This window comes from Stenotrophomonas sp. 14P6.2.3 (assembly GCF_057799055.1).
This window is the reverse complement of sequence record NZ_JBYOLA010000008.1, coordinates 60,783-79,976: the sequence shown is the minus strand read 5'-3', so window position 1 is coordinate 79,976 and position 19,194 is coordinate 60,783. Positions and strand designations below refer to the sequence as shown.

The following is a 19,194-nucleotide window of genomic DNA, read 5'->3' as shown; positions in this document are numbered from 1 at the left end:
CGGATGTCAGCCTCGATTCCCCCGATCCCCGCACCGACCCCACCCCCACCCAACAACTGGGTCGCCGCGGTGGCGCAGGGCTCGTTCTGGCTGTGCCTGCTGGTCACCCTCTACTTCCTCGCGCAGGCGCTGATGGCGGCGGCACTGGCCCGCACCGGGTTCTGGACGACGCTGGTGACAGTGGCGTGGGAACAGCAGCTCGACGGCAGCCTGTGGTGGATGCTGAAACACCCGGCGGCCACCTCGCTGCTTGTTGCCCTGCTCTGCCTGGTCTCGACCCTGGCCAGCTGGGGTATGTGGCGCGGGCGCCGGTGGGGGCTGTGGGCTTATGTGTGGATGCTGGGCCTGAGTGCGTTGGCCAACTTCGTGATCGCCTGGTGGATGGACCGCCTGCTGCTGGTGTTGATCGCGCTGCTCGCCAGCGACCCGTCGGCGCAGCATGAGCTGCAGGTGCAGCGCGTGCTGTTCACCCTGACACTGGTCGGCACCTCGGTGCTGTTCGCGGGCCTGCAGGGCTGGCTGGGCTGGCGACTGCTGCGGCCGGACATCCGCGCGCGCTTCCACTGAGTTGCACCGTTCCCGCACGACAAGGATCGTCGCATGCGTTTATTGAACTTCCTGCCCACCCTGTTTCTGCTCATCGCACTGCCGGCCGGTGCCGATGCGCTGCGGTGTGGCGAATACCGCAGTACCGATGGCGGCATGGCGCTCGTGTTCATCACCTCCAGCACCGGCTACCGCCACAACGACATCGGTGAGCCGGAGCCGCTGTGGGTCGATCGCAGTGCAGCACAGACCCGGCTGGTCATGCTCGACGATGGCGTGGCGCAGCCGATCCGGATCAGTGCTGATGGGCAGCGCATCGAGGACGACGTCGTCGTGGCCTACACCCTCCGCCAGTCCCGCGCCTGCGCCATCGAACCCAGCGCGATGGACGGCAGCTGCCGCGCCGCCGGCAGCCACTGCATCGCGCAGCTGCCTACGGCCTCGCCCGGCCAGGCCAAACGCGCGTGCAACGAAGGCGTTGGCGCGGGCTGCTCGACGGTGCTGCGACAGCTGCGCGATGCAGTGACTGCGATGGGAAGCGACGACATCGGCCCCGCGCGCTTCGAGCGCCCGGCCGTCTGCCGCGAACACACGCCCGGACATGACACAGCAGCCTGCGAGGCGCTGACCGACGATGCGCTGGCTGCCTCCATGCAGCGGGTGGGTGAACGTCTGCAACGGGAAGACGAAGACACACTGGATTCGCCCCTTCCGGCCGCTGCACGCGATCACCTGCAGCAGCTGTGCCTGCAGCACCGCAATGGCCGCTTCTGCGTCGAAGTGGCCGAACAACAGTTGATCGCGCTGGAACCTGCGCTGGCGGTGCAGGCCCTGCAGGTGGTCTGCGATGCGGGGCGCGTCAGCGCCTGCGAACGTACCGCACCATTGCGTGAACTCGGTGCCGATCTACGCCTGGTGCCGCTCCTGCAGGTGCCGTGCGGCCGTTATCAGGCCGATGGTGGCGTGATCGAGACGCTCGACTTTGGCGATGGCACACGCGCCCGCTTGCAGGAAGGCGCCGTCCACCTGCAGCAAGACGGTGAAACCCTTGTGCTGCGCCAGCTCGGCAACGGCGACCTGCTAGGCATGGACACGCAGACCGGCTACCAGCGTTACCAGCCCGTGCCCGGCACGGCACAATGCACGCCCCCGCGCGAGGGCCGTGGTTCGCCATAGCGCCTGGAGTGTCCCGTTCGATCGTCAAGGAGACGACATGCCTTCACCCGCACCGCACCGCCGCTGGCTGGCCTGGGCGTTGCTGCTGGCCACGCCGCTGGCTGCTGCACAATCGCCACAATGCGGCTTGTTCAAGGCCGATGAAGGCAGCAGCACGCTGCGTATCAGCTCACCCAATCGCGGCGAGCAGAAGAATTTCGGCAGCGCGCCGTCTCCGGTCGTCTTCCAGCAGATCGACGGAAAACTGCAGCTGGTGAGCCTGGAATACGGCCTGCCCAGCGCGCTGCAGGTGCGCGATCATGGCCGCACCGTCGAAGTGGATGGCACGGTCTACACCCTGCAGACGCCGGCACAGTGCGCTGCGGCTGCCACACCTGCCGCTGGCAGCTGCCTGGCCGATGCGGCGGCGTGCCTGGACAATCGCGCCATCGCCCCGCTTTCCGTTCTTGAATCGGCCTGCCAGGAAGGCGTGCCGGGCATGTGCCTGCAGTTGGCTGATCGTTGGCACGATGAGGCCAAACCTGCGGTCGACGCCGATCCTGATCCTGCCGTGCAGAAGGCTGCGCTCGACGCCGCCCTGTCCGGCATTGCGCTCCCTGCCGCCTGCCACGACGGCGGCTTCGAGCAGGGAACCCCGGCCTGTGCCGCCGCCCTGGAGGCCGCCCCTGCGGTGCAGGAGCAGCTGGTCAAGGCCGCGATGACCGCAGCCATGACCGAAGCAGTGGTGACGATGGCGGCGCCCACCGCGCCGGTGATCGTGCCGGCTGAGCGTCGCCAAGCGCTGCTGCAGCTGTGCCGGAAGGTACCGCACGGCGGCTTCTGTACCCGCGTGGCTGAACTTTCCTGGGAAGCGGGAGATCCCCTGCAGGCGGTGCAGGCACTGGCTGCGGCCTGCCCCCCCGGCAATGAAACCTCTGCCTGCGAGCGACTGCCTGCGCTGCAGGCGGTGGGCGCATCACTGCGACCGCAGCCCGCAACGGCCCTGCCCTGTGGCAACTACCGGTCCGACGGCGGCCTGATGGACACGCTGGATTTCGGTGACGCCGGTCTGGTCGGCGTTGGCTGGAGCAGCCAGCTGCGTGCGCGTGTCGAGAGCGGCGACATCCGCATCCGCCATGACAAGGGCGGTGACTTCGTGCTGCGTCCGCTGCCTGGCGGCCAATTGCTGGGCCTGGACAGCTGGACCCGTTTCCAGGTGTTCGCGCCCACGGGTGAGGGCGCAACCGGCTGCAGCGCACCGAAGCAGTACACGGTGCTGCCACTGCCACAGGATTGCCCGCAGGCACTGGCCGATGGCGGTGGTGCCGAGGCCTGCTGCGCACAGGGCAAGCTGCAGGGCTGCAACATCCTCGGCAACCGCCTTGCGCTGTCCGGGAACTGGCTGCAGGCCGCCGAACACTACACCACGGTCTGCCGCGCAGGAGTGCGCGAAGGGTGCGAGAACCTGGTCACCGCGCAGGGCAACGGTGCCGGTGTGGACGCACGTGCAACCCTGGAACAGCTGTGCAAGGCCGACCGGAACGGCCTCCACGTGGCCTGCGACGTGCTCGAAACACAGAACTGGAAGCTGATCGTTCTGGGGGGCGCCCTGCAGAAGGCTGCCGATGAGGCGGCAGTGGAAGACACCCCGGCGCCACGCAGTTCCAACCGCAAGCGCTGAGTCCGCCAGGGCCTGCCCGCAGCTTCGGGCAGGCCCTGCGGTAAAGTACGCGCCATGAACGAATTCGAGCGCGTTCGCGCCTACCTCACCGACCTGCAGGATCGCATCTGTGCGGCGATCGAGTCCGCCGATGGCCGCGCACGCTTCCAGGAAGACCTGTGGCAGCGTGCCGAGGGCGGCGGTGGGCGCACCCGCGTGCTGCGCGATGGCACGGTGTTCGAACAGGCCGGCATCGGCTTTTCCGATGTGGCGGGCAGCCGCCTGCCGCCGTCTGCCTCGGCCAACCGGCCAGAGCTGGCTGGTGCCTCATGGCGCGCCACCGGTGTGTCGCTGGTGTTTCATCCGCTCAATCCCTATGTGCCAACCACCCACGCCAACGTGCGCTTCTTCCAGGCGCAGCGCGATGGCGAAGTGGTGGCCAGCTGGTTCGGCGGTGGCTTCGACCTGACCCCGTTCTACCCGTTCGACGAGGACGTGCAGCACTGGCATCGGGTGGCGCGCGATCTGTGCGCGCCGTTCGGTGAAGAGCGCTACGCCGCGCACAAGCGCTGGTGCGATGAGTATTTCTTCCTGCGCCATCGCAACGAAACACGCGGCGTGGGCGGTCTGTTCTTTGACGATCTGCACGGCGATTTCGAGCGTGACTTCGCCTACCTGCGCGCGGTCGGCGAGGGTTTCCTCGATGCGTATCTGCCGATCGTGCAGCAGCGCAAGAACACGCCGTACGGCGAACGCGAACGCGAGTTCCAGCTGTACCGCCGTGGCCGCTACGTGGAGTTCAACCTGGTCTACGACCGCGGCACGCTGTTCGGCCTGCAGAGCGGTGGCCGCAGCGAGAGCATCCTGATGAGCCTGCCGCCGCGGGTGCGCTGGGAGTACGGCTTTACCCCGGAAGACGGCAGCGCCGAAGCGCGCCTGGCCGATTACCTGGTGCCACGCGACTGGCTGTAGGCGCTTCGGGTACCGGACGCTGCACGCGTTGCCGCTGTGCGGACCGCCGCCCGCGCGGCGGTGGCCCGGCTGCGGCGTGCTCTGCTTCATTTCCCCCTCTTGTCTTGAATCAAGGAAGACCGTGATGCCCGTTGTTGTTTCCCCACGCCGCCGGATGACCACCTGGCGCGCCATGCTGCTGCTCGCGCTGGCCGTGCCCAGCCTGCCGGTGGCCGCGCAGTCGATGGCCTGCGGCACCTACCTGCAGGACGACGGCAACGCCAGCCTGACCATCGAAAGCGAAGCCCACGGCTTCCTTTCGGGCCCCTACCAGGCCACGGAACGGCTGCGGCTGGTACGCCAGGACAACCTGCTGGGTACCGGCAACCTGTCCACCGGCCGCCTGGAGAACTGGGAGTTCAGCGACAACGACCGCACGGTCACCGGCGGATACCACACGTTCCACCTGAAAGCAGCGGCCGCCTGCAAGCCGGTACCGGAGATGGTCGAAGGCAGCTGCATGGCCGACACCAGCGACTGCCTGGAGGCACTGCCTGAGGCCGCGCCCTTGCAGCTGCACGCCTGGTGCAGCGAGGGCGTGGAGGCAGCCTGCACCCAACTGCAGGAGACCTACCAGCGCCAGGCCACGGAGGCGCAACCGCAGCGTGCCCAGGCCGAGCCGCAGATGCCGGCCTACTGCCGCGATGATGCATCGCCCGAGGAGGGGGAAGCCTGCATGGCCGTCATGAAGGCCATGGCCGGCGAACTGATGGGCAGGGCGGTGATGGGTCTGGAGCAGACGCTGGACGCACCGCTGCCAGCAGCGCAGCTGGATGAACTGGCGGCGCTGTGCGCACAGCAGCAGGGCGAGTCGTTCTGCAGCAACGTGGCCGAAGCGCTGTGGAACGGCGGACGCCTGCAGCAGGCGCAGCAGGCCCTGCAGCGCTCGTGCACGCAGCGCGAGGGCACCTACGCCTGCGGCCCGGCCAAGGGCCTGGCGATGCTGACCCCGCTCGCGTCGTCGGCGCTGACCCCGGTCGCAGCTACCGCGCTTCCCTGCGGCCGCTTCGAGGCCGAGCTTGGCCTGCTGTCGTCGTTGCGGTTCCTGGATGCCGGCCTGGTCGAAGTGGAGGGTGTCGGCACCCGCCTGCGCGCACGCGTGCAGGACGGCAGGATCCTGATCAGTCGTGACGTCGGCAGCGATTTCGTGCTGCAGCCACTGAGCAACGGAACCTTGGCCGGGATGGACAAGGACAACCGCTACGGCTACTACCAGCGCATGGACAAGTCCGCGACGAGCTGCCAGCCGCCGCCGGCATTCGTGGAGATCCCGCAGCCGCTGGACTGCCCGATCCTGGCCCGCAAGGGCGGCGCCGCGTCATGCTGCAACGACGGCAAGCTGCTCGGCTGCAAGGTCGCGGGTGAGGAACTGCACAGCGCGGAGAAGTGGGCACAGGCCCAGCCCTATTTCATCAAGCTGTGCAGCGCCGGCGTGCGCGATGGCTGCCTGGGGCTCGCCGCAGGCTATGCGCATACCGCCGACCCCAAGGTTCCGCAGACGATGGCCGCTATCTGCGCCAAGGACGGCAAGGGCACGCATGTAGCCTGCGATGTGGACGCCACACGTGATTGGGCGGGCATGAAGGCGCAGGCGGCCGAACAGTAAACCGTAGTGCCGTGGGTCGGAGGAAGACTTCCTTCGGCCCACGCTGTGGCGCGCCTCAATCGTCCTTGCGCTTGGGAATGATGGTGATGTGGCCGTTGGTTTCCAGCAGCGCCAGTTCCACCTCTTCCACGCCGATGCAGCTCTGCTGGCGCATGGCGACCTCGAAATCGGCGCGGCTGACCAGCTCGCGCCGCAGCACGCTGTCGAAGAGCTTGCCGTTGCGTGCGATCACCACCGGTTCGCCCTCGATCAGCCGTTCCATGCGGCGGCTGCGGGCGGTGATCCAGCCCACGCCGTAGTTCAGCAGGATCAGCGTGGCGGCCAGCAGCAGGCCACCGGCCAGCGACGTATCGGTGCCCAGCAACGCGTTCTGCACCGCGTTGCCGAGCAGCACGATCAGCAGCACATCGAACGGCGTGACCTGCCCCAGCGCGCGCTTGCCACTGAGCCGGACCATGCCCAGTACCACCGCGTAGACCACCACCGCGCGCAGGATGAACTCCCACCACGGCATCGCCAGGGCGAACAGATCGGGCATTGCGGATTCCCCTGCTGAGCGATGGCCCAGCGTGGCGCAGCAGCGCACAAATAAAAAGCCCCGCTGACCAGGGGGAGGTCAACGGGGCCGGGGAACGGGTGCTTGGGGAGGAGCCCCCGTTCCGAGATCTGCTCCAGGGGATGGGAGAGATCCACAACAGGCATTGCGCCTGTCGGGAGTTATAGAAGCACTCCGAACACTAACGGTTCGTGAAGGGGCCCAATTTAATAAGCACCCCTCAGGGGAACATTCATGTTCGAGTCAGAAATATCACGCAAATGAACGAATTCACGGCGTTTTCGGCCTGAATGCGACTCAGTGCGCCTCATCCCAGTTACTGCCGGTGCCGGTATCAACCACCAGCGGCACGCGCAATTGTGCTGCTTGCGACATGTGCTGCACGACATTGCTGCGCAGCTCTTCAATGAATCCGGTCTCGGCTTCGAATACCAGTTCATCGTGCACCTGCAGGATCATCCGCGCCGGGGCACCGCTGTCACGCAGCCACTGATCCACCGCGACCATGGCGCGCTTGATGATGTCGGCGGCCGTGCCCTGCATCGGGGCATTGATCGCCGCACGTTCAGCGCCGGCACGCAGGCCCTGGTTACGTGCATGAATGTCGTTCAGGTACAGGCGGCGACCGAACAGGGTCTCCACGTAGCCCTGCTCCCGGGCCTGCTCGCGCATGCGCTCCATGAAGTCACGCACGCCCGGATAGCGGCTGAAGTACAGCGCCACGTAGTCCTGCGCCTGGCCGCGGTCGATGCCGAGGTTGCGGGCCAGTCCGAACGCGCTCATGCCGTACATCAGGCCGAAGTTGATCGCCTTGGCCGCGCGACGCTCGTTGCTGGTCACTTCTTCCAGGGTGCGGCCGAATACCTCGGCGGCGGTGGCGCGATGCACATCCGCGCCCTGCTCGAAGGCGCGCACCAGGCCCGGGTCTCCGGACAGGTGGGCCATGATCCGCAGCTCGATCTGCGAATAGTCGGCCGCCAGCAGCTGGAAACCTTCCGGGGCGATGAACGCGCGGCGGATGCGGCGGCCATCCTCGGTGCGGATCGGGATGTTCTGCAGGTTCGGATCGGACGAAGACAGGCGGCCGGTGGCGGCGCCGGACTGGTGGTAGCTGGTGTGCACCCGGCCGGTATCCGGGTTGACCATCTCCGGCAGCTTGTCGGTATAGGTGCTGCGCAGCTTGGCCAGGCCACGGTATTCAAGGATCACCCGCGGCAGCTCGTGCTGCTCGGCAATCGCCTCCAGCGCCTCTTCATTGGTGCTGGGCTGGCCCTTGGGGGTCTTCACCACCGCCGGCAACTTCAGTTCGTCGAACAGCACCGCCTGCAGCTGCTTGGGCGAATCCAGGTTGAAGCTGCGTCCGGCCAGTTCGGTGGCCTTCTGCTGCGCGGCCAGCATGCGCGAGGACAGGTCTTGGCTCTGCCGGCGCAGTTCGTCGGTGTCGATCCGCACGCCGTTGGCTTCGATGCTGGTCAGCACCGGCACCAGCGGCATCTCGATGCTGCGGTACACGCTGTCCAGGGTCGGTTCGGCCCGCAGCTGCGGCTGCAGCGCATGGTGCAGGCGCAGGGTGATGTCGGCGTCTTCGGCGGCGTAGCGGCTGGCCTCGTCGATGCCCACCTGCGAGAACGAGATCTGCTTGGCGCCCTTGCCGGCCACCTCCTCGAACTTGATGGTGTTGTAGCCCAGGTAACGCAGGGCCAGCGAATCCATGTCGTGGCGGGTGGCGGTGGAATTGAGCACGAAGCTCTCGAGCATGGTGTCGTCGTGGTAGCCCTGCACGTCCACGCCATGGCGGCGCAGCACGTGCAGGTCGTACTTGCCATGCTGGCCCAGCTTCTTCTTCGCCGGGTCCTGCAGCACCGGCCGCAGCGCGTCGAGCACCTGCGCCAGCGGCAGCTGTGCCGGCGCGCCCGGATAGTCATGGCCGACCGGGATGTAGGCGGCCTTGCCCGGTTCCACCGCCAGGCTGATGCCCACCAGTCGCGCACGCATCGCATCCAGCGCGTCGGTCTCGGTATCGAAGCTGATCAGATCGGCCTGCTGCACGCGCGCGACCCAGGCCTGCAGCTGCTCTGTGGTCAGCACGGTCTCGTACTCGCCGGGCGCCGACAGCGCCGGATCGAGTTCGCCCGCCGGCGGCGCTTCTGCGCTGCCGCGGGCAAAGCCGGCCGCGGTGCCGCGCAGGCTCGGGGTGGCCTCGCTGACCTGCGCCGGTGCGGCGATCGGACCACCCAGTTCCTTCAATGCCTGGGTGAAGCCGTAGCGCAGGTACAGCTCGCCCAGCGTGGGCACGTCCGGGTCACGCAGGGCCAGCGTGGTCGGGCTGGCGTCCAGCGCGACGTCGGTGCGGATGGTCACCAGCTCCTTGTTCAGCGGCAAGCGCTCCAGCGCGGCGCGCAGGTTCTCGCCGATCTTGCCCTTCATGGTCGGCGCGGCCGCGATCACCCCGTCCAGATGCTGGTATTCGGCCAGCCACTTGGCCGCCGTCTTCGGCCCGCACTTTTCGACCCCGGGCACGTTGTCCACGGTGTCGCCCATCAGCGCCAGCAGGTCGACGATCTGGTCGGCACGCACGCCGAACTTGTCCATCACCGCCGCATCCGAATCCATGCGGCTGCCGGTCATGGTGTTGACCAGTTCGATGCCCGGCCGGACCAGCTGGGCGAAATCCTTGTCGCCGGTCGAGATGGTGACCTTCAGGTCCTGTGCCACGCCCTGCAGGGCCAGGGTGCCGATCACATCGTCGGCTTCCACGCCGTCGATGCGCAGGATGCTGATGCCCAGCGCTTCGACGATGCGGCACATCGGCTCGACCTGGCTGCGCAGTTCATCGGGCATCGGCGGGCGGTTGGCCTTGTACTGGTCGTACAGGTCGTCGCGGAAGGTCTTGCCGGGCGCATCGACGACGAACGCGACGTAGGCCGGGCGTTCCTTCAGCGTCGAGCGCAGCATGTTGACCACGCCAAACAGCGCGCCGGTGGGCTCACCCTGTGCATTGGACAGGGGCGGCAGCGCGTGGAACGCGCGGTACAGGTAACTGGACCCGTCGATCAGGACTAATCTGCTCATGCGACGATTCTACGCGCCCACGCCTGCACCGAGGCGACACGGCAGTGACGCGACGATGGGGCATAATCAAGGCTCTTTCCAGGCAAAGGCCCCGCCGATGAAAACCCTGATGCTGGCTTCCGTGCTCCTGCTCGCTGGCTGCGCCAGCATGGGCGGCGCCGGCGCGCCCCCGGTGGACGTCAAGGGCGCCGATGTCTCCAAGCGCACGATGGACAACGGTGACACCATCGAGGAGTACCGGGTGTCCGGCCAGCTGCGCATGGTCAAGGTGACGCCGGCACGCGGCGCGCCGTTCTACATGTACGACAAGAACGGCGATGGCCGCTTCGACAACGACAAGGATGGTGTGTCGCCGGTGTACTGGAAGCTGTACAGCTGGTGATGTAGGCAGGGTCGGATCCCTTTCCGCAGGAAAGGGCTCTGACCCCATCAAGGCGATCGGCGATGTCCATCCACCCATGGGGTGGATCTACTGGATGTTTCGGTGGCCTTATCCGCCGGGCGCCGGAAAAAACAACGCCGGCGCGCATCCTGCGGCCGGCGTTGGGTCCCCTCCCCGGGAACGCTTCTGTATCAGCGGATGACCAGCACCGGCAGCGTGCTGCGCGCCAGCACCTCGGCGGTCTGGCTGCCCAGCAGCACGCGGGTGACACCGCGGCGGCCGTGCGAGGTCATCACGATCAGATCGCTGTTGCGCTGGCCCGCCGTCTCGATGATGCCGTCGGCCGCATAGCGGTCCAGCACATGCACCGGATTGGCGGTGATGCCCTGCTCGGCCGCCTTGGCCAGGGCAGGCTGCAGCACCTTCTGCGCGCCTTCCTCGCGGTCGGCCTTGTACTCCGGGCTGTTCATGTAACCCACGCTCCAGCCCATGGCGTCGTACATGCCGACGGCCCATGGCTCGGAGACGGTGACGATGTCGACCTCGGCATTGAGGTCCTTGGCCAGCTCCAGGCCCTTGGCCAGGCCCTTGTCGGCCAGCTCCGAACCGTCGGTGGCGATCAGGATGCGCTTGTACATGGTGGGGCTCCGCGGTGATCTACCCAGTGGGAACGACACCATTACATACCCGATGTGGAGATCGTGCCTTGCGCAGGATCAATCCGGCAGCGCGCAGCGATGCCTGCGCAGCGCGGGTTGACCGGCCGATGCGCGGCCGGGCATCGCCCGGCGCAACATGCCCAGGATCGACACGCGGCTGCGATACGCCGGTAGCGCCGGGCCATGCCCGGCGGGCACTCAGGCCTGCACCGTCACCCGCCAGCCACCCTCGTGCGGTTGCCAGTCGAATTCCACCGGCAGGAACTTCTCGATCAACCGCGCATTGCTGACCAGGTGATCGCTCAGCACATGGGTGGTGAACGCACCGCCGCCCGCCAGCGCCATCGGCAGCAGCAACTGGTCGGACAGGTACTCGCCAACGGCACCCGCCCCGTCCAGGTACTGCTTCACCTGCCCGGCCAGGCGCGCGCCGACCTGCTCGGCGGAGACACTGCGCTCGCCATGCCCGCTGAACACCTCCACGTGGTCGCCATGCCGCACGCGCACCAGGGCAACGTTGCCCGGTCCCAGCGCCGGCCGTATCGACTGCACGTTGCGCGGATGCGGGTCCACGCCCAGCGTCTCGGCCAGTACCTGCAGTTCGCGCAGGCCGATGCCGCTGGACAGACCGGACATCAGCACCTGTGCCTCGATCGCCTGCAACGGCGCACGCACCTCCAGCGACGGCGGCTGCAATGCCCCGCACGGCTGCACCTGCACCTCCATCACGCCACCGCCTGCCGGGTGAAAGCCGTGCTGCAGCAGCTGCATCGACGCCTGCACGCCCATCCGTTGCAGCGCCGGCAGATAGCTGTCGGCGATGAAGTCCGCACTGGGCGCCAGCGGGTTGTGGGTACCGCCTTCCAGGCGCAGCTGCGACGCCCCCTGCGCGCGCCACAGCGCCGGCAGCACGGTCTGCAGCACCAGCGTTGCCGAGCCGCTGCTGCCGGTCGCGAAATGATAGTCGCCAGCGCTCACCGCACCCGGCTCGAAGCGAAGCGAGGTAGCGCCCAGTTCTGCACCGTGCACACACGCGTTGCCGACCCGCGCCGCGGCGTTCACCGCGGTCAGGTGCTGGCGCATCAATCCCGGCTTACGCCGGATCGCGCGGATGTTGTGCAGCGTGAAGCCTGTGCCTGTGCACAGGCTCAATGTCAGTGCCGAGCGCAGCAGCTGTCCGCCACCATGCCCGCCATCCAGTTCAATCATGTCCATCTGTCTGTTCCTCCATGCCCGTTGTGTCGATGCCGGGCCCTGCTGCCGTGCGCGGCGCAGTGTACGCCGCGCACGGGCTGCCTCATCCCTTCACGCACACCACCTGGCGCAGCGTGTGCACGATCTCGACCAGATCGCGCTGGGCCTCCATGACCGCCTCGATCGGCTTGTAGGCCGCCGGCGATTCATCCACCACCTCCGCATCCTTGCGGCATTCCACGTGCGCGGTGGCCTTGGCGTGGTCATCCACCGTGATCAGCTTGCGCGCCTGGGTACGGCTCATTACGCGGCCGGCACCGTGACTGCAGCTGTGGAAGCTGTCCTCGTTGCCGAGGCCACGCACGATGAAGCTCTTGGCCCCCATGCTGCCCGGAATGATGCCCAGCTCGCCCTTGCGCGCACTCACCGCGCCCTTGCGGGTCAGCATCACTTCCTTGCCGAAGTGGGTCTCGCGGTTCACGTAGTTGTGGTGGCAGTTCACCGCCTCGGCTTCGGCCTCGAACGGCTTGCTGATCACCGTGCGCACTGCAGCCACCACGTTGCGCATCATCACCTCGCGGTTCATGCGTGCGAAACGCTGCGCCCAGTCCACTGCGAACACGTAGTCGCCGTAGTGCTGGCTGCCCTCGGGCAGGTAGGCCAGGTCCTGGTCGGGCAGGTTGATCATCCAGCGGCGCATTTCCTGCTTGGCCAGCTCGATGAAGTAGGTGCCGATGGCATTGCCCACGCCACGCGAACCGGAGTGCAGCATGAACCACACGCGCTGCTCCTGGTCCAGGCAGACCTCGACGAAGTGGTTGCCGGTACCCAGCGTCCCCAGGTGCTTGAGGTTGTTGGTGTTCTTCAAGCGCGGGTGACGCTCGCAGATCAATGCGAAGTCGTCCACCAGCTGCGCCCAGCCTTCCACCGCCAGTTCGGGCGGCGTGTCCCAGCTGCCCTTGTCGCGGCCACCGCGGGTGACGCTGCGGCCATGCGGCACCGCCCGTTCGATCGCGCTGCGCACAGCGGACAGATTGTCCGGCAGGTCGCTGGCAACCAGCGTGGTGCGCACCGCGATCATGCCGCAGCCGATGTCCACGCCCACTGCCGCTGGAATGATCGCGCCGATGGTCGGCACCACCGAACCCACGGTCGCGCCCTTGCCCAGGTGCACGTCGGGCATCACCGAAATCCACTTGTGGATGAAAGGCAGCCTGGCGATGTTCTGCAGCTGCTCGCGCGCCTGGTCTTCCAGCGGCACGCCGCGGGTCCACAGCTTGATCGGTGCAGCACCCGGCTGCTGGATCACGTCGTAATTGAGAGTGGTCATGGTGATGTTTCCTTTCATCCAAAGCAAAAACAAAGAAGGTGCGGTGACAAAGGTGGTGGAACATTCCGTCCCCCACGTTGCCGTGGGGGGCGGCCGGGACTTGAACCCGACCCCGAAGGGCTTCCGATGTAGTTCCACCTGCATTCCCCGCGCAACGAAAGCGAAGGTGCCGGCAGCACGACAAGAATCTGGAGGAACATCCTGCTCTACCACTGAGCTACCGCCGCGTTGCCGCGGCGGGCGGGAGTCGAACCCGCGACCTGGAGCTTAAGAGGCTGTAGTTCCTCCGGCATTCGCGCTGCCGGCGGTGAATCGGTGGCACCGTTGCCGGTGCCGTTTGAAAAGGTGCGGTGACAAGGGAAGTGGAACGTCTGCTTCCTCACGACAGGCAGGAAACGCGGGACTCGAACCCGACCCCGAAGGGACAACCAATGTAGTTCCACCAGCATTCACCGCAAAAACGAATTCCTGGCCCTGCCCGGCTGGCCCCATTGCCAGCCGGGCGGTCCGTGGCGACATCCTTGCCGCCTTACAACGCCATGTCCTGGATGCGCTGGACCCAGCTGCTGCCGTCCTCGGCCGCAGCGGCGTACTGCGCGATCAGGTCGAACACCGCATCGCTGAAGCCTCCGATGTGCAGCACGTCACCGCGCTGCACGGTCTGGCTGCTGGCCACCGGCTGCAGGTCGATGCACACCAGCCGCGCCTGCGGGCAGCGACGCTTCAGTGCATCCCACTGCAGCATCGTGGCCGTCTGCCCACCCTGGCGGGTGTCACGCCAACTCTCGTTGTCCGACACCATCACCACCAGGTCCACCGGCTCGCGCTTCAGGTTGAGGTACTGCAGCGGCGCGCTGACCGACGTACCGCCACCGTTGATCGCCAGCTGGCGGGCCAACGTCATCACGCTGTCGCGCGGGTTCAACCGCACGTGGCGCACTTCGGTATCGAACGGCAATACCTTGGCCTGCGGCTGTCCGCGCAGCACGCAGGCTGCAACCAGCGCCGCCACGTCCACACAGCGTGCCGCGGTACTGGCGCCCTTGCGGTAGCCGGTTACCGGCGACTGCATGGAACCGGATACGTCCACCGCCACCACCACCCGCCCCGGCAATGCCGGTGCCGACGCCGTCGCGATCTCCATCGAATCCTGCAGCGCTTCCAGGATCGGCGACGGCAAGCCAGCACCCGCGTGGAAGGCCATCAGCAGCTGGTACGGCAGTACACGGGCACGACGCACCTGCTGCGGATCACGCAGGCGATCTGCGATCACCTGCACCATCGCCGGATCATCGAACACGCCGTTGCGGGCGAACGTGTTGAGGTTCATCCGCATCGATTGCCACGATGCATTGCGGGCCAGCGCCGACCACTGCGCCGCATCCAGCGGCAGCGTGCTGTAGTACTGGAACGGCAGGTCCGGCGGCAGTCCGCACGGGTCACGCTTGAACGCTTCGTAGGCCTGCACGACCGCCGGCAGCTGCGCCTCGTCGTACGGACGACCGATGATCCACGCGTACAACGCCTTGCGCTCGGCGTTGGCGGGCTTCGAGTGCACCATGCGGATCACATCGGCCAGCGACGGCTGCTGGCCGATTGCCGCACGCACCAGCGTTTCCGCCGACGCCTGCTGAATCCACTCGCGCACCCTGCGCTTGGGCAGCGAGCCCAGCGAACGGCGCCCCACCTGGCCACTGCGCATGATCTGCACGAAGGTGCGCAGCTGGCGGCCGTTGTCGATCACCTGCGGGAACGCCAGGGCGAATGCCTCCGGATCACGCAGGCTGAGCACCGCCAGCAGCAGCGCCGGCATGTCCTTCATGTGTGCGACCTGGCGGGCGTACAGGGCAGTGCGGGCGATGAAGCGCGGCTCGACCTGCGCGGTCAGCGCCAGCACCTGCTGCAGCTGCGCCTCGGCGTCGCTGTAGAAGGTGTTGTTCAGGCACCCGGTGGCCGCATACAGCGCCAGCGCTGCACGCGGGTCGCGGCGGTAGGCCAGGCCACCAGCTTCATTGACGGTGTCTGCCTGCGGCGGCTGCGGCGTGCGCATCCAGGAGAAGAGCGAAAGGTTGGCCATGCTGATGTCCTCGGCGGGAACAGCCCGCGTCGTGTCTTGCTGGACATAGAGCAATGGCCGTGCCAACTTTTCTCGCAAGTATCCATGCGATTGATTTTCATGGGATTTCTTTTGAATCGAGCTATCTTGACCAGCGAGACGTGGCGAAAAGATATATATTTCTCGCGCCAATTTTATAGGAATGGATATGACGCGTCGGCAGGTGGTCTTCGGCATGCTCGGCACCCAGCTCGACGCGGGCGAAGGCCCGGGGCGCTGGCAGAAGTGGCGCCCGACGGTGTCACTGGGCATGCATGAGGATTTCCTGCCCGACCGCATCGAGCTGCTGCTGGATGAGCGCCGCTACAGCAAGCTGGCGCGCGTGGTCTGCGAGGATCTGGTGCAGGCTGCGCCGGACATCAGCGTGCAGCGACACGACACCTACCTGGCAGATCCGTGGGAATTCGAAGGGGTCTACGCAACCCTCCACGACTTCCTCGCCAGCTATCCGTTCCAGCCGGAGGAGGAGGACTACTACGTCCATATCACCACCGGTACGCACGTCGCGCAGATCTGCTGGTTCCTGCTGACCGAGAGCCGGCACTTCCCCGGGCGCCTGCTGCAGACCTCGCCGCCACGCAAACAGGATGGCGCCGCCGGCACGTACGCGGTCATCGACCTCGATCTATCGCGCTACGACCATATCGCCCAGCGTTTCGCCCAGCAGCAGCTGCAGGACCGCGACCTGCTGAAGGGCGGCATCGCCACCCGCAACGCGGCCTTCAACCGCATGATCGAGCAGATCGAAACGGTGGCTACCCGCTCGCGCGCGCCGATGCTGCTGATGGGGCCGACCGGTGCAGGCAAGAGCCAGCTGGCCAAGCGTGTGTTCGACCTGAAGAAGCTCAAGCACCAGTTGCCGGGTCGCTTCGTCGAGGTGAACTGCGCGACGCTGCGCGGCGACGGTGCGATGAGCACCTTGTTCGGCCATACCAAGGGCGCCTATACCGGCGCTTCCAGCGACCGTGCCGGCCTGCTGCGCTCAGCCCACCAGGGCCTGCTGTTCCTGGATGAGATCGGCGAACTCGGCCAGGACGAACAGGCGATGCTGCTGCGGGCGCTGGAAGAGAAGCGGTTCCTGCCGGTAGGCAGCGACCGCGAAGTGGAGAGCGACTTCCAGCTGATCGCCGGCACCAACCGCGACCTGCAGCAGTCGGTGCTGGAAGGCCGCTTCCGCGAAGACCTGCTGGCACGCCTCAACCTGTGGACCTACCGCCTGCCGGGCCTGGCCCAGCGCATGGAGGACATCGAACCGAACATCGAGTTCGAGCTGGAACGCTGATCGCAGGACCAGCACGCGCGGGTCCGCTTCAACGTCGAGGCACGCACGCGCTATCTCGCGTTTGCCACCAGCCCGGAAGCGGCGTGGCGCGGCAACTTCCGCGACCTGGGCGCGTCGATCATGCGCCTGGCCACGTTGGCGAGTGCCGGACGCATCCAGATCGAGGGCGTGGAAGACGAGATCGCGCGCCTGCAGGCGCAGTGGCGCGGCGGCGATGCGCCGTCACCGCTGGATGCACTATTGGGCGATGCCGTGGACACGCTGGACCGTTTCGATCGCGTGCAGCTGGAAGAGGTGTTGCGGGTCTGCGCGCGCTCGAAGTCGCTGTCCGCTGCGGGTCGCGAGCTGTTTGCGGTCTCGCGCACGCAGCGCGCCAGCACCAACGACGCCGACCGCCTGCGCAAGTATCTGGCCAAGTTCGGGCTGGACTGGGAGCAGGTGCAGGGTCCGGCCATGTCCTAGCGCCGAGCTTGCTCCGACTGCCACCCACGGCGCATGCTGGGCGCGCGGCACCGCGCCGCCTCCAAGGATGACAGGCATGCAAAACAACAGACCACCCGTCTGGAGCTCCCAGAAGTCCATCCTGATCGCCGCGATCATCGCATTGGCGGTGCTGTTCGGTGCCTACCAAGTCGGCAAGGACATGGCGCTGCGCGACAACGCCCGCGGGGCCGCAAGTCGGTAACGCTCTTCTGTAGAGCCGAGCCATGCTCGGCTGCTCTCCGCGACCGACGACATCGTGCCAACCAAGGTTGGCACCTACCGGTAGAGGCCTACGCTCAGGCGATCTGCACCACGCGTGCGTTCTGGCACAGCGGGTAGCTGCTGACGAATTCAGCGATCGCATCACGCATCGCCTCGAACGACTGGCCATACATGTACAACGCGGTCTCGCTCGGGCCCTGCCACCAGCTGCAGATCTCGCCCAGGCCATCGATGCGCTCGGACAGCTGTTCGAACACATGGTTCGAATCGCACTGCTCGTACACCTCATCCGGCAGGGTCAGGCCATCCAGGTAGATGCCCAGGCCCTCGGTCACGCCGAAGCTGCGATCGGCCTCGCCTGCGCCCTGTATCTGCGAACCCTTCGGTGCACCCAGCTGCTCCAGCAGGTCGACCAGCTTCGGCACGCCCGCGGCATCAACCAGCGCCACTTCGATATCACCGTATTCGACTTCGCCTTCGTCGGACATGGCGGTACCGCCACCGGTGATCCCGCCCAGTTCGGCTGCCTGCAGCAGCGCATCCAGCGGATCCTCGAACAGCTCATGGCGATGCTCGGGCTGCAGCCTGGCGTTCAATTTCACGGTCACATGCAGCGTGGGCTCGGTCATGAGGGCGTTCCTGGGAGATGTGGCCGCTATTGTAGAGCCGCGCCGTGCTCGGCTGCCTTTCGCCGGAGAAGCAGCCGAGCATGGGCTCGGCTCTACAACGAATGCTCAGCGCAGGAACGGCGGCACTTTCCGTTTCAGCAGCTCCACCAGCACCGGGTCCATGTACTCGTAATCATCCGGGATATCCAGGCAGATCACCCGCTTGCCCTTCAGCCAAGGCTTGTAGCGGCTGGAGAGGCGGTTGCGGTGGGCTCGCTCCATCACGAACACCAGGTCGGCCCACTGCAGCAGCTCGGGGCTGAGGATCTCTTCGGCGTCGGCGAGCAGCCCGGCCGAGGCGGTCTCGATGCCCGGCCAATCAGCGAACACCTGCTCGGCCGTCGGGCTGCGCAGGCGGTTCTGGCTGCAGAGGAAAAGAATCTTGCGGGTCATGACCGCAGCGTATCGGGGTCGGATCCCTTTTCCAACGGAAAAGGGCTCTGACCCTGCGCAGTACCTTCAGAGACGTTGCATGGCCGCCGCAGGCTTCATCAGCGATCATGGGGCTATCGCATCTTGGACACGCCCATGATTACCAGAGATGACCTGTTGCAGGAGTTCGGGGAGGTAACCGAGGTCCACGGCTGCTACTTCGCCAAGTACACCGTGGCGACATTCGATCTTCATTGCTGTTTGAGGATCACCGATGGCCAGGATCTGATGGTTGTCTCAAAGAACATCAACGATCCGGAACTCGCCTCCAGCGTTGTACTGGAAGCACCGCGCCATCTGTCTCACGACAGGCCAACGATCTTCACTATTTCTTCCAATGCTTATGGGTTCACCCACGCAATGGCGGTGCCCAGCACGTATCACGGGTTCCTCAACCAGATTGAGGGTCGTGCGAACCTGTTCCTGTGCGTGCCGATCTTCCAGTGCGAGTTCAGCGGCGAGGAATCAGCAGAGGAGTTCCGGCTGGCCACGACGCATGTCGTTCCGATCCACGAGTGGGACAGAACCGTGCAACCCAAGGTCAGCGTGTACTTCGACAACCCCCGCACCGGCGGCGGCACAGACGAGTCCGGCGCCCTCGTGCCGTTGCGGGTACTCCTGGCTGAAATCGACAATCTGAGCGGCGTAGGCGACGGCTTCATCGAGATCACCAATTATCGCGACGAGGTGATCGAGGTGTTGTCGCCGGAAAAAGGCAGCTATGTGTTGATCCGCAACCGGCAGGATGAGGAAATGATGGAGCGCGTGCGGCTGGTGGCAGCAGTGGAGACGTTCACCACCAAGTGACGCCCAGCCGTTT

18 protein-coding genes are annotated in these 19,194 nt (G+C 66.4%); 10 read left to right on the top strand and 8 right to left on the bottom strand.

Annotated elements, in window-relative coordinates:
• Positions 1-3 precede the first annotated feature (3 nt).
• The 5 genes from AC27VL_RS08715 (at position 4) to AC27VL_RS08695 (ending at position 5,978) form a co-directional block, all read left to right on the top strand.
• Complete coding sequence (locus tag AC27VL_RS08715) at positions 4-567, top strand: hypothetical protein (protein WP_488766054.1); 564 nt, start codon at positions 4-6, stop codon at positions 565-567.
• A 33-nt stretch (positions 568-600) separates the two neighbouring features.
• Complete coding sequence (locus AC27VL_RS08710) at positions 601-1,722, top strand: hypothetical protein (RefSeq protein WP_488766053.1); 1,122 nt, start codon at positions 601-603, stop codon at positions 1,720-1,722.
• 37 nt (positions 1,723-1,759) lie between these two features.
• A complete protein-coding gene (locus tag AC27VL_RS08705) occupies positions 1,760-3,382 on the top strand; it encodes a hypothetical protein (RefSeq protein WP_488766052.1) in 1,623 nt (540 codons plus the stop codon).
• Between the two features lie 54 nt (positions 3,383-3,436).
• Positions 3,437-4,333 carry an oxygen-dependent coproporphyrinogen oxidase gene (gene hemF, locus AC27VL_RS08700; protein ID WP_100554006.1) on the top strand — a complete coding sequence of 299 codons (897 nt, stop codon included), beginning with the start codon at positions 3,437-3,439 and terminating at the stop codon, positions 4,331-4,333.
• A 124-nt stretch (positions 4,334-4,457) separates the two neighbouring features.
• On the top strand, positions 4,458-5,978 hold the full coding sequence (locus tag AC27VL_RS08695) for a hypothetical protein (protein WP_488766051.1): 1,521 nt from the start codon (positions 4,458-4,460) through the stop codon (positions 5,976-5,978).
• Between the two features lie 55 nt (positions 5,979-6,033).
• Here the strand turns inward: AC27VL_RS08695 and AC27VL_RS08690 are convergent, their stop codons facing one another.
• Entirely contained in the window at positions 6,034-6,516 is a 483-nt protein-coding gene (locus AC27VL_RS08690; RefSeq protein WP_089237785.1) for a DUF421 domain-containing protein, read from the bottom strand.
• A 315-nt stretch (positions 6,517-6,831) separates the two neighbouring features.
• Positions 6,832-9,606 carry a DNA polymerase I gene (gene polA, locus AC27VL_RS08685; RefSeq protein WP_488766050.1) on the bottom strand — a complete coding sequence of 925 codons (2,775 nt, stop codon included), beginning with the start codon at positions 9,604-9,606 and terminating at the stop codon, positions 6,832-6,834.
• Between the two features lie 97 nt (positions 9,607-9,703).
• Between polA and AC27VL_RS08680 the strand changes: the two genes are divergently transcribed.
• Positions 9,704-9,988, top strand: coding sequence for a DUF2782 domain-containing protein (locus tag AC27VL_RS08680; protein WP_099819903.1), 285 nt, complete (start codon positions 9,704-9,706; stop codon positions 9,986-9,988).
• Between the two features lie 191 nt (positions 9,989-10,179).
• On the opposite strand, the gene AC27VL_RS08675 is transcribed toward AC27VL_RS08680, so the two are convergent.
• The 4 genes from AC27VL_RS08675 to AC27VL_RS08660 all read right to left on the bottom strand — a co-directional run bounded on the left by AC27VL_RS08675 (position 10,180) and on the right by AC27VL_RS08660 (position 15,248).
• Positions 10,180-10,626: a universal stress protein gene (locus tag AC27VL_RS08675; protein ID WP_025878044.1), complete on the bottom strand. Its 447-nt coding sequence runs from the start codon at positions 10,624-10,626 to the stop codon at positions 10,180-10,182.
• A gap of 219 nt (positions 10,627-10,845) precedes the next feature.
• Positions 10,846-11,862, bottom strand: a complete 1,017-nt coding sequence (gene rtcA / locus AC27VL_RS08670) for an RNA 3'-terminal phosphate cyclase (protein ID WP_100554009.1) — start codon at positions 11,860-11,862, stop codon at positions 10,846-10,848.
• 82 nt (positions 11,863-11,944) lie between these two features.
• The gene (locus AC27VL_RS08665; RefSeq protein ID WP_032976791.1) at positions 11,945-13,171 is read right to left on the bottom strand and encodes an RtcB family protein; all 1,227 of its coding nucleotides are present in this window, start codon (positions 13,169-13,171) and stop codon (positions 11,945-11,947) included.
• Between the two features lie 529 nt (positions 13,172-13,700).
• Entirely contained in the window at positions 13,701-15,248 is a 1,548-nt protein-coding gene (locus tag AC27VL_RS08660) for a vWA domain-containing protein (RefSeq protein WP_488766049.1), read from the bottom strand.
• Positions 15,249-15,435: 187 nt separating this feature from the next.
• On the opposite strand from AC27VL_RS08660, the gene AC27VL_RS08655 reads away from it, so the two are divergent.
• The 3 genes from AC27VL_RS08655 (at position 15,436) to AC27VL_RS08645 (ending at position 17,254) form a co-directional block, all read left to right on the top strand.
• Positions 15,436-16,569, top strand: coding sequence for an RNA repair transcriptional activator RtcR family protein (locus AC27VL_RS08655; RefSeq protein ID WP_488766048.1), 1,134 nt, complete (start codon positions 15,436-15,438; stop codon positions 16,567-16,569).
• A 120-nt stretch (positions 16,570-16,689) separates the two neighbouring features.
• A complete protein-coding gene (locus AC27VL_RS08650; protein ID WP_488766047.1) occupies positions 16,690-17,031 on the top strand; it encodes a hypothetical protein in 342 nt (113 codons plus the stop codon).
• Positions 17,032-17,107: 76 nt separating this feature from the next.
• The gene (locus tag AC27VL_RS08645) at positions 17,108-17,254 is read left to right on the top strand and encodes a hypothetical protein (protein WP_165781013.1); all 147 of its coding nucleotides are present in this window, start codon (positions 17,108-17,110) and stop codon (positions 17,252-17,254) included.
• Between the two features lie 94 nt (positions 17,255-17,348).
• Here AC27VL_RS08645 and AC27VL_RS08640 read toward each other — a convergent pair whose 3' ends face one another.
• Together AC27VL_RS08640 and AC27VL_RS08635 are read right to left on the bottom strand one after the other, a co-directional pair.
• Entirely contained in the window at positions 17,349-17,903 is a 555-nt protein-coding gene (locus tag AC27VL_RS08640) for a hypothetical protein (RefSeq protein ID WP_488766046.1), read from the bottom strand.
• A 105-nt stretch (positions 17,904-18,008) separates the two neighbouring features.
• Complete coding sequence (locus tag AC27VL_RS08635) at positions 18,009-18,335, bottom strand: low molecular weight protein tyrosine phosphatase family protein (protein ID WP_488766045.1); 327 nt, start codon at positions 18,333-18,335, stop codon at positions 18,009-18,011.
• A 135-nt stretch (positions 18,336-18,470) separates the two neighbouring features.
• Here AC27VL_RS08635 and AC27VL_RS08630 point away from each other — a divergent pair, with 135 nt between their 5' ends.
• On the top strand, positions 18,471-19,181 hold the full coding sequence (locus tag AC27VL_RS08630; protein ID WP_488766044.1) for a hypothetical protein: 711 nt from the start codon (positions 18,471-18,473) through the stop codon (positions 19,179-19,181).
• Positions 19,182-19,194 lie beyond the last annotated feature (13 nt).